We start from the raw sequence: 11,558 nt of genomic DNA, 5'->3' as shown, positions 1-11,558 counted from the left end.
ATTTTAGCAGATAAAATCTACCGAAACCGTGACAACCTAGCATACTGTAAATCTCTTGGCATTCGTCTGAGTGGGCCAAGGTTGGGACGCCCATCCAAAACGGAAGACAAAACCTTAGAACGCGTGGCAAGGCAGGATGCCTCCGAACGTAATGCCGTTGAAAGCAAATTTGGCGAAGGCAAGCGCAAGTATGGGCTAGGCCTTATTCGAGCACGCCTTCAGGAGACCAGTGAAACAGTAGTAGCCCTTCAATTCCTTATAATGAATCTGGAGCGGAAGCTCAGGGTTCTTTTTTTGAAATTTTTGTACAACACTATTTTATATTTTAATAACCGTAATTTGGCTTGTATCTGACAGAATCTGATTCGTTCAGCAAGCCCTTTTTAGGACTCCAATTTTTCAAACCGGCCGGATTAAACTTCACCATAGTTCCCCAAAACCGAATGAGCAGACCCAAATTGCGCGGTCCATTGTGCTTTAAAATCTTTTATATCATTTACGGTTGCCGGGTATGATACCAGTTTATTAATAAAATCAGGAGATAAAGTCAGCGCTTCAGCTCCAGCAAGGCAGACATCCATTGCTTGCTGGATATTTTTAAAGCTGGCTGCCAATATTTCCGTTTTCAAATGATAGATAGAAAACAGCTTTGCAATTTCAGAAACGACTTTGACCCCATTTCCGTTTAGATTATCCATTCGGTTTACGTAAGGGGCAACATATTTTGCCCCCGCTTTAGCGGCCATTAATGCCTGAAAGGGTGCGTATATAGCCGTTCCGAGCACAGGGATTTTTTCTTGCGCAAGCATTTTCATCGCTTTGATTGCTTCTTCTGTAACCGGAATTTTCACAATGGTCTTGCCAGGCAGTTTACTGATGATGAACTGGGCTTCCTCTGCCATTTCATCAGCCGTTTCACCAAGCGTCTGGACAAAGAGTTCCCTATCTTCACCGATGATTTCTCTGATTTCCTTTAAAACTGCCAGATAAGGGCGCTTTTCCTTGACGAGAATGGACGGGTTCGTTGTAACGCCTGCAATGGGAAAATATTCAACCAGATGCGCAATTTGTTTGACATCTGCAGAATCAACGTATAGTCTCAACCATTTTCCCTCCCTTAATCATTTTTCCAACCTGTTTAAGCACTGACAATCTTGATTTCTGTTCCGCTATCCATCAGGGGGACCTCTTTATCTTCCAAATACAAGGTACCTGGCAATTCAGGCGTTGAAGCGCCATCAAAACGCAGTGTAATATGGCCTAATGCTGCTAGATTGCGTTGAACAAGATCTCCAACCGATGTGATTTTAAAAACTTTATTTCCTATATATAATGCTTGACCAGGTTGTATCTCTCCGGCCGGTTCCACTACATCAATCAAATAACAATAATCTTTCAGTTCTTGTGGCGCCTTTTCCCCGAATAAAATAATCATTTTCTCATTTAAAAAGTTTTCCGCCATTGGCCCTTTTGTTTTAATTGTATTTTCATAGATGGTTTTCATATAATACGGACAACGGTCTTACACCGCGTCTTTCAACCTCCTTTAAGTTTCTTTTTCTGTCTTGGTAATTTTCCAATTCTCTGCTAGTTGTGGCGCTGAAGCAGCAGGATGGATCTGTACCCTATTATGCTATGATATTCTATATTACTGATATAGCCCAAAACTTGCCAGCCATGCAACAAACACCCTTGGAACCCCGATCAGGAATCTTGAGTACAAAACCGAAGGCACCCCGACCTCCACTGTTTCAGCTTCCGCTTCCGCCAAGCCTAAACCAACCGGAATAAAATCGCAGGCATTTTGCGTGTTAATCGCAAATAATGCCGGCAGTGCCAGGTGAGGAGGAATATTGCCTTTGCCAATTTCCACCCCAATTAAAGTACCAATGATTTGCGCAATAACGGCTCCAGGCCCAAGCAATGGGGATAGGAATGGCAATGAACAAATAAAACCAATCAAAAGCAAACCCCAAATATTTCCTGCAAGCGGTGACATTACTTTTGCAAACAAATTACCAACGCCCGATCCTTCAATAATTCCAATCAATAGCGAGACAAATGCCATAAATGGGATAATTGTATTGATCATCGTTTGGACTGCATCACGGCCTGCCTGATAGAAGGTGTTGATCACCTTCCCGGCACCGAGGCCGATTTTTGTCATAATCCCTTGTTCTTTTTGTGCTGCCAGCGTTTGTGATATCTTTTTATCGGTACTATACTTAAATTTTCTTTCGGGTTCGGCCTCGGATGCTTTTTCTGCTGCAGCCGCCACATCTGCATGCTCGTCCACCTCGACGGGATGAATCTGGTCGACACCGACAGCTGATACATAAATATCTTCTGTAATATATTTTGCTAATGGGCCGCTTTTTCCAGTTGGCATAATATTAACGGTCGGAATCCGTTTTTGCGGGTAAATGCCGCATCGCAATGTACCACCGCAATCAATAATCGCCAGGGCGATCTCCTCTTCAGGGACGGATGTTTTAAATCCGTTTACAGCTTCAGCGCCGGTCAATTCAACAATTTTATCGACAATATCCGGTTTTGCCCCGCCACCTGTGATATAAAGGATCTTATTTCTTTTTTCAGTCGGTGTGATCGTTAACGGGCCGCCAAAACCGCCGCTTCCTCTCACTATTTTTACAGAACGATATTTAGCCATGGAGCATCCTCCTTTATCCTCAGTCTAAATTTATTTCAGATTTCAGTTTGATTTTTTGCTGCCGTTCTACAACTTTTGTCGTAAAGTCTGTGATCCACCCTGCGAAAAAGTTCATAACCAATCCGACGAGGAAATACCGGACTGCCAGATCGGCTGTATTAAGGCCAAGTTTCTGAATCCCTTGTGCAATCCCCATCCATATAAACAATTCACCTGGATTAATATGCGGGAACAAGCCATTGCTCGTATGGCAGAAATAGGCGCCCGAAGCATAGTAGCTCGGTTTGTATTTTTCCGGTAAGAACCGTCCCATTGACAAGGCCATCGGATTGCCCAACATAAAGGATGCCAAAAATGGAAGGACTAAATATCTTAACAGCGGGTTTTTGCTTGATGCCTTTGCCAAACGATTAATGCGGTGTTCCCCAATTAATCGGATTAATGTATTCATGGCAACGAGTAAAAGCAAAACGACCGGAACAATATTATTCATCCACGAAACAAAAGTTTTTGCACCTGTTTGGAACAAGGACATAAATCCTTGTGCCAAATGAACAAGAATATCCATTACCTTTCACCTCTTCATATTATTTTTTTAAGGTGGCTAAACGGTCCGCCTGATGCATCATGCGTTTCAACAGGCTCGGTTTATCCGGAATTTGGCCGCCGCTCATGATGATGTTGTAATTATTGACGGCGTCTAAAATAGCAAGCCGCAATAATTTGTTGCATTTCGCCATATCTGCTTCACTTATCGTTTTGATGTTTTTTCCTTCGAATCCCTGTAAGTCCCGTACCCTCGCCATTACGGTGACACCTTGGATTTTTTTCGCTTTTAAAATAGTGCCGTTATGGGACAATGCAAAAAGTACAATCGTTCCGGAGCGGATTTTACCAGGCCGTTTGCCGATAGCTACCTTTCCGAGTTTTCGCAGTTGTGTATACGCTTTCGAAAATTGCCTAATTTGGAAGTAGCCCAAGACAAACTGAAATAAAAAGGCACTTGCTATAAAAACCATGATAAAAATGATTTGCATTTCATCACTCCCCTTTTTGAAAATCCCTATTTCCCGGTCTGATTGAGAGATGCGATAAATTCTTCATAGTTCTTTGATCGGGATAGCCTGTCAATGAGCGTTTTATCCTTTGCCATCTGGATAATTTCATCATAAATTCTAACTAATAGACTAGGGTCGCTATGTGCTTGTTCCGGTAATCCAAGGAGAAAAACCAGTTTAATAACTTTGCCATCCTCTTTAATTGGATCTGGAAACACCCCGGCAGAAAGGACAATTTCGGAAGACTGGTAATGGATCGTATGTGGCAGGGCAATAGACTGGTCAAACACCATAGACCCTTTTTCACTTCTTTTCCTCAAACGCTCCATAAAACCCCGGTCCAGATGTCCCTTTGCAATCAGCTCATTTACCATGAAGTTTACATTTTTCCGGTAACTCTTCGTGCTGTCTAAAATGAAAAACTTATCACGATCTATCAGTGCTTTTATAATAAATGAGTCATTTCCGCCGTTTCTGATGTTGAACTTGTGCAAGAAGGTGACTTTTTCAATTTCCTGTTCAATTCTGTCTTCATCAAAAATCTCATTGATCCGGATCAAAGGCGGCTCTGTTTCAAAGTCAAGGTCCACTGTCGTAAAAACAATATCGTAATCTGTAAAGGTTTCTTTATCCACTTCATGTTCTGAAAACAGATCAATTTTTGTGCCCTGTTTTAGGATGCGCCGCAATTGCATGGCAACCAGTTCCGAAGTTCCTCTTCCTGTTCCGCATACAACGGCGACCCGCTGCAGGCGCTTTGTTTTCAATTCGTTTTTTGAATTTAGTACTTCAAAATAGATGGCAATATAGCCAAGTTCATTGGCAGGAACTTTCAGATGATATTCCTTTTCAATTACCTGACCTGCAATCTCAGCCATCTTATAGGCGACCGGATACTTCTCTTTCACATCAGACAGTAATGGATTTTCAAGGTGTAAATCAAACATCAAGCGATTTAACATCAGCGTTAAATGATACTCAAGATCCGTAAAGAAAGCTTGGTTTTCGCTAATGATGTTTTTATGAAACCCGATTTCCTCAACAATTAAATGTACCAGCTTTATCATATCTTCAGAGATGGAAATATCCATCATGATCTTACTGCTTATCGGAGTCCTTCTGCCGGCAATCGGGATGGTGATAAATAAAACTTCAAATGTAGGAATCTTAATAGATAAACCATCCTCAAGAATAGAAGCAATTTCTAATGCCAGCTGATATTCTTTTGTTTCCAAAAGTTTCATGTACTTTTCTTTCATCACCGTCAATGATCGGCCCTTTGTAAGCCGGTCTAGCATCACAATAATAAATTGCAATAACTTTTTTCTTGTACTTAATTCAAGTGCCTGCTTTTTGACTATTCCATTAATTTTTCTCTCCAGTTCTCCTTCTAAATGATCATGGCTATATAAGTAGTCATATAAATTGTCCAATATGAAAAAACGTAAATCTAATTCAGCGCCACTTAAATAAATGCCCTTATTCGGCTTTCCCCGAATAACCAGATTATAGGAACTTAGTGACATTTTGGCTTTTTTCATTTCAGATACAAGCGTTGTTCTTCCTATATTCATTTCAAAAGCCAGTTCATCCAGCGTGATGGCGCGATCGTGGTTCATTAACCTGCTAATAATAAAAGCCAATCGCGACTGCGGGGAATCTTCCGACGCTTTTTCGGTTTTTGAACATTCCCACAAACGCCGAAATGCTTCTTCATTCTCGATCACTAAGCGGTAGCCCTTACTTTTATCTTTAATAAGTTCCGCAATACCTTTCATTTCAAGTTTTAACTGTTTAATATCTTTACGAATGGTTCTTGTGCTCACTCCCAATCGTTGTGCGAATTCATCCAAAGTGCAATAATCTTTATGAAGCAGAATTTCAATCAGCGATAACAGCCGGGAATCCAAGACTCGACAAGATAACGGTAAAACCCCCTTTTTTAAAGTATGCAGATATATCCTCTGGGCTTTATGGTACAGCACTCACAAGGTTGGGGCTTTTATTTGCCTGTCTGTTAGTTATCCGCGTGATTTCCCGCCAGAAATGTTATAGGTCGTCCCCGTAATATAGCTGGCACGGTCCGAAGCAAGGAAACATACAAGATCGGCAACCTCACATAGTTTTCCTTCCCGCCCGATCGGAATCGATTTACTGTAGTCTGTTGCCAATCCTTCAACCGTCACGCCTCTTGTATAAGCTAATGCTTCGTTATAGGCATCCGTTCGCAATCCGGTTTTTTCCATAATTGCCGGGGCTACACCCACTACGCGAATATGAAACTTTCCAAGCTCCTTTCCCCATGACCGAGTGAAAGCAATCAACGCGCCTTTTGTTGCTGCATAACAACTTTGGCCTGCAGATCCTTCCTGGCCGGCTTCAGATGCCATATTGACAACAACACCTTTTCCTTGTTTTAACATTTCTTTTACAACAGCTTGCGCACACAGGAACGGTCCCTTTTGGTTTACATTCACCATGAGATCAAAGGCTTTTTCGTCCAGTTCGTACTCCGGCCGTTCTCCGGCTGTATCAACCAACAGCCTTGGCAGATTGATACCGGCATTATTGACAAGAACATCGATAGCGCCAAAACGTTCTACCGTCTTTCTCACCATTTCGTCAACGCTTTCTTTTTTGGTTACATCACATTTCACATAGTAAAAACCGTCTGCTTGCTCACCATCTTCAACTGCCAAATCTGAAACAACTACTTTTGCCCCGTTTTCCAGTAACGCTTTTGCGATACTTTGTCCAATACCTGATGCACCGCCCGTAACAATGGCAACTTTTCCTTCTAAATCTAGCCATGAACTTTTCATCGATCTCACCTCAAATTGTGATTTATTCTTTATTACGATCTCAATTATAAGAAAATCACTTCCTGTAATTAATGCGGCTTTTTTCACACGAATGTGAAAAATCCGGTACGATTCCGGCAAATTCCTTTATCTTTTCACTAAGCAAGCCGGAATACAGCTTAGACGATATGAAACATAACCGGACGTTTTGCAAGCAATGGGCACTGCGTGACAACAGAGTAAATGGGGGATTGGAAGAAGATTTTAATTAGGGGTTGCTGAATAAGCAAAAATTTCTAGATTCAGCAAAGGTGATAATAGCTTTTGCCGAAATGTAATGCAAAGATTTTATAACAAATGCGTGATTCAACGTATAGAGAAGGTAGAATCACGCATTTTCGCAGATACATTCTTCTATATATTGAGGTGAAGCTTGTTGACAAGTGGATTCGTTCAGCAATTCCTGATTATATTCAGCGTTTTTCACTTCCTAAAAAATTTTTGATACAACTGTGAATGGGGGCCAATCGAGGGGGGCAGCAGGACTTTGTGAACCGGAAGGGAATCCCTTATTTATTTTTTTAAGTTGCAGGTCGGCCTTTGTTTCGTTAGCCTGTACAAAACTCAATGCGGTCATGGTCGGATCAGATCCCTGAGGTTTGATAGCATAAAAATCTCGTCTTTTTTGATATGTAAGTGAGAAATCAAAAACCCCTGGAGCCAAATGGCACCAAGGGTTTTTGCAGATGGGCATCCTAAATTTCAGCTTCAAAAAACGATCGGGCATCCACATTCAAGTGGTGCTGTCACTTCACGGAATGCATTCAGTTGCAGAAGTTCATGCTATGGTGAATCAATAAGGCTAACGGCTAGACACACCGCCAAGAATACCCATCTTCCGGCTCAATCCAGAAACACCATTTCCTAGTAATGTATACGGGAAACGATTATACAGAGTAAGCTGTTTTTAAACAAGCACATGTACTGATTCAACATTTTCGCCATTTTTTACGAAAAAACCGTTCGCCAAACATCCGGTAACTGAAATACTTACCTTTGATTGCGGCCTTGCCATAGGGCTCACTTTTTCAATTCTTGCTTCATAAACGAAATGTTCTTCAATCATCTCATACATAAAGCCACTATAGAAAGCCGGAAAATATCCTAATTTATATTCCCCTTTTTCTGACAAAACGATTACAGCTTTTTCATCTTCCTTGTTTGAAGGCTCCAATTGAAAACGCACAGCCGCGCCTTCTTTCAACTGATTAATTACTTTTTCTCCGTCATAGTAGCGCCACCCCGCGATATAAAAGTCAAAATTAAACCGGTCTTCAAAAACACTAATCGGGGCAACAAATTCATACGGATCAGTAGCCAGCCGTCCACCAGTAGCCCGCAATAAATCCATTTCTGTATAATCCGGAGGCAGCCCATAATTTTTTAAAATCTTATCAAAATCCGGTCTCCTTTTATCCGGTAACCGCCGTTCAAATGGTCCAAATAAGCGATCAGAAACGTATGTCTTATTTAGATTACGAAATGACAGATGCGGTTTATATCCATTTTCCAAAGCCTCTTTTAAGGTTCTGCGCTTCCCGCTCAACTCATATGAAAAAATGTATTTTCCAACTTCAAGAAATAAGTTACCAATATGATAACGCTGCCTTGTCTCCTGATTTTTCCAGATCAGCCATAAGACACATGGATTTTTTTGCATTCAAGCACCTCCTTTGTACCAGATCAAGAGCCATTCTTTACGATAGAGGAGTAATGGCGTTATGCCGCTATTTTTTCTTAAAAGGACAACTTGAACAAATCACCAGGCCAGTTTCTTGCTCCCCAGTTTTCTATGGAAATCCTTGTCTTTTGGCGTACTTGGGTCGATCCCTTTTAACTGCGGGACATACGCACAGATCAGTTGAACCGGGATGATGTATTCATAAGTTTTATAAAATGGGGGATTCACTTTATTGCTGAAGGGAGTGGAACCCTGTTGCCCATTCCCTCAAAAACATACTTTACATTCGACACAAACCTTCAAATTTCCTCCTTCATTTTTCAGGCCATCTCCGGATACAAAATCCCCCCTTCGAAGAGGTGTCCAGCGTTGCTCAAAGGTTTTTTCCTTAAATGAAAAAAACATTAGAATTTTATGTGAAACCCGCAAAAATGATATAGAATATTCCCCCATCATGTAGTAGTATTTTACTGTTACAACAACATTTTTAAAGGGGGGAATACGTTGGAAAAGAAATTTTTTAGCAGATTGTCAATATTGATGTTGTCTTTGTTACTGGTTGCCGGTTCGATCAGTTATTTTCCTAAATCTGCCAAGGCTTATACATCCGGCACATCGCTCGATAACCGCGTAATTTTTCAAAGCTTTAGCCTGTACATGCCATATGAAAGCAATATGTACAAAATTCTTTCAGCGAAAGGCAGCGAATTGAAAGATTGGGGCATTACGGATATATGGCTCCCTCCGGCTTACCGTTCTTTCAACATGGCGCGTTACATGGAAGGCTACGCCATTGCCGACCGTTATGACCTCGGTGAATTTAACCAGGGGCCGAATAACACCCGGCCGACCAAATACGGGACAAGCGATGAATTGAAAAGTATGGTTTCCGCGCTTCACGCAAGTGGTTTAAAAGTGCAAGAAGATCTTGTACCCAACCAGGTTCTCGGATTGGGCAAAAGGGAAGCGGTTTACGTCACACGCGTAGATCAAAACGGAAATTTGTTTAAAAATCCTTATACAACAGGACTTACAACGCAAATCAGGGCCGACCTGTACCTCGCTTATACAAAAGGTGGCGGCGAAGGACAGGCGAAATATGGCTACATTAAAGAATGGAATAAAAAGTATTTTAACGGCACCTCCGTACAAGGACAGGGTATGGATCGGGTGATGAAAGACAGCGAGGGCATTCCGTATCGATATTTTGGGCCAAACAACCCGAAAAACCATTTGCCAAGTTGGCTCAATGAAGCTGCAGCGGCAAATAAAATCAATACAGTTGATACTTATTTTTCAGTAGACGGCTGGTATGCTGCTAAAGACGCTTCGACTTCGGATAATTATTGGAAACCGATGTTAATGAACTATGACCCCGGCTATTTAAAGTACATGAAAAGCCATGGCTATTCAACTGTTGACGATATACTGAATGGCGACAACGGGGAAATCGCAAGTTTAACAGATGCCTATATTGCATCACAACCCGGTTACGGCTTTGGATCGGAAGAAAGATCGTTCAAAAATGATAATTCCGGATCAGATGACCAGGATCAGTTTCTATTTGTGAAAAAGAATGGGACAACCCTTCACAACCTTAACAACACAATTAGCGGGAAGAAACAGTTTCTGTTAGGAATGGACATAGACAACGGGAATCCAACTGTCCAAAAAGAACAGATCCACTGGATGAACTGGCTGCTCGATACGTATCAGTTTGACGGCTTCAGAATTGATGCTGCAAGCCATTATGATCAACAAGTGTTGCTGGATGAAGCCGACGTAATGAAACAGCATTTTGGCAATAATTTAAACGACCATTTAAGCTATATTGAGACTTATGAAAGTGCCGGGACAAATTTTGAAAACGCAAACGGGAATCCGCAGTTAATGATGGATTATGCCCTGTTCTATTCTTTGCAAAATGCTTTGGGCAAAAATTCGCCATCAAACAACCTTTCCACCATTGCTACAAACGCTGTTGTCAACAGGGCAGGTGCAGGCACGGCGAACGCAACGCCAAACTGGTCATTTGTTAATAATCATGACCAGGAAAAGAATCGAGTGAACAGTATCATGCTGGACCAGTATGGCATTAAGCCGGGGACGCATTATGGCACATCCACACCGAAGGCTTTCCAGGATCTGTATGATAAAAAGACAGAGGCAAAAGCTTTGGACATCTATGAAAAAGACATGGAAAGCACGGTAAAAAAATATGCGCCATCCAATGTGCCAAGCCAGTACGCATATGTTTTGACGAATAAAGATACCGTCCCGACTGTCTTTTACGGCGACTTATACAAAACGAATGCTTCTTACATGAGTGAACGTACGCCGTATTATGATACAATTGTGAAATTGCTGAAAGTGCGTAAAAACTATGCCTACGGGAACCAGCAAGTAACCAACTATAAGTCGAACACTTCCGGCACGGCGGGAAAAGATTTGATCTCAAGCGTCCGCTATGGAAATGACCGGAATACCGGCGTGGCAACCGTAATCGGAAATAACCCGAAAACCGATACGACTATTAAAGTGAATATGGGATCCCGGCATGCCAACCAGACATTTGAGGATGCAACCGGATTTCATAACGAAAAGCTGGTCACAGATAGCAAAGGCATTTTAACCGTTCATGTAAAAGGGACGCAAAATGCCCGGGTAAAAGGGTACCTTGGCGTCTGGATCCCAGCAAAAAAAGCGGCAACGCCAAAACAAGGCCCTGCACTTAAATACGGTAAGTATGTAACGGTAACAAACAAGCATTATGCCGTATATCAAGACTTCAACTGGAAGAAGAAGAATGTCAATGCAGTGAATAAAACGTATCTTGCCAAGGTCCAATACCATCACAGCAACGGATCAACTTACCTGTCCCTTTATGATGGCAAAGGAAAATGGGCCGGTTATATCAACGCCAAGGCAGCGAAAACCGGAAGTGGCAAGCAAGGGGCTGCCATACAATACGGCAAATCCGTCAAAGTAACCAGCAAGAACTACGCCGTATATCAAAACTTTAACTGGAAGAAGAAAAATATCCGAGCCATAAACAAAACATACTTGGCGAAATACATTTATTATCATATAAATGGGTTAAGCTACCTGTCCCTTTATGACAACAAAGGCAAATGGATAGGCTACATCAATGCCAAAGCGGTTAAGAGCAAATAAATTTCTTTAAACAAAAAGCGTTCCCAACAACCGGCAACGGGGTGGGTACGCTTTTTTGTTCACCGCAAACATCTTATAGTTGAGTTTGAAGAGATACTTTAAACCAGAAAGAA

The 11,558-nt window shown here is 41.7% G+C and carries 10 protein-coding genes; 2 read left to right on the top strand and 8 right to left on the bottom strand.

The features are described 5' to 3' along the window. Positions 1-354, top strand: a 354-nt coding sequence (locus NFR98_RS12065) for a transposase (RefSeq protein ID WP_251460194.1), incomplete at its 5' end; no start/stop codon positions are given. 59 nt (positions 355-413) lie between these two features. Here NFR98_RS12065 and NFR98_RS12060 read toward each other — a convergent pair. From NFR98_RS12060 to NFR98_RS12025, 8 genes are all read right to left on the bottom strand, one after another. Continuing rightward, positions 414-1,103, bottom strand: coding sequence for a transaldolase family protein (locus NFR98_RS12060; protein WP_061577541.1), 690 nt, complete (start codon positions 1,101-1,103; stop codon positions 414-416). Positions 1,104-1,138: 35 nt separating this feature from the next. Next, positions 1,139-1,504, bottom strand: coding sequence for a PTS glucitol/sorbitol transporter subunit IIA (locus NFR98_RS12055; RefSeq protein WP_061577540.1), 366 nt, complete (start codon positions 1,502-1,504; stop codon positions 1,139-1,141). A 144-nt stretch (positions 1,505-1,648) separates the two neighbouring features. Then, positions 1,649-2,671, bottom strand: coding sequence for a PTS glucitol/sorbitol transporter subunit IIB (srlE, locus tag NFR98_RS12050; protein WP_061577539.1), 1,023 nt, complete (start codon positions 2,669-2,671; stop codon positions 1,649-1,651). Positions 2,672-2,690: 19 nt separating this feature from the next. Then, the gene (srlA, locus tag NFR98_RS12045; protein ID WP_061577538.1) at positions 2,691-3,239 is read right to left on the bottom strand and encodes a PTS glucitol/sorbitol transporter subunit IIC; all 549 of its coding nucleotides are present in this window, start codon (positions 3,237-3,239) and stop codon (positions 2,691-2,693) included. 19 nt (positions 3,240-3,258) lie between these two features. After that, positions 3,259-3,708 (bottom strand): transcriptional regulator GutM, encoded by a 450-nt coding sequence (locus NFR98_RS12040; RefSeq protein WP_061577537.1) that lies wholly within the window; start codon positions 3,706-3,708, stop codon positions 3,259-3,261. Between the two features lie 26 nt (positions 3,709-3,734). After that, positions 3,735-5,714 carry a BglG family transcription antiterminator gene (locus NFR98_RS12035; RefSeq protein WP_235601146.1) on the bottom strand — a complete coding sequence of 660 codons (1,980 nt, stop codon included), beginning with the start codon at positions 5,712-5,714 and terminating at the stop codon, positions 3,735-3,737. Between the two features lie 36 nt (positions 5,715-5,750). Next, the gene (locus NFR98_RS12030) at positions 5,751-6,551 is read right to left on the bottom strand and encodes an SDR family oxidoreductase (protein ID WP_061577543.1); all 801 of its coding nucleotides are present in this window, start codon (positions 6,549-6,551) and stop codon (positions 5,751-5,753) included. A 946-nt stretch (positions 6,552-7,497) separates the two neighbouring features. Next, complete coding sequence (locus NFR98_RS12025; protein ID WP_251460193.1) at positions 7,498-8,250, bottom strand: HIRAN domain-containing protein; 753 nt, start codon at positions 8,248-8,250, stop codon at positions 7,498-7,500. A gap of 525 nt (positions 8,251-8,775) precedes the next feature. Here NFR98_RS12025 and NFR98_RS12020 point away from each other — a divergent pair. After that, positions 8,776-11,445, top strand: coding sequence for a glycoside hydrolase family 70 protein (locus NFR98_RS12020; protein WP_251460192.1), 2,670 nt, complete (start codon positions 8,776-8,778; stop codon positions 11,443-11,445). The last annotated feature ends 113 nt before the right edge of the window (positions 11,446-11,558 follow it).

It is taken from the genome of Weizmannia agrestimuris (assembly GCF_943193165.1).
Lineage (GTDB): Bacteria > Bacillota > Bacilli > Bacillales > Bacillaceae_C > Weizmannia > Weizmannia faecalis.
Note: the sequence above shows the minus strand (reverse complement) of the source record. Positions and strands in the feature narration are given on the sequence as shown.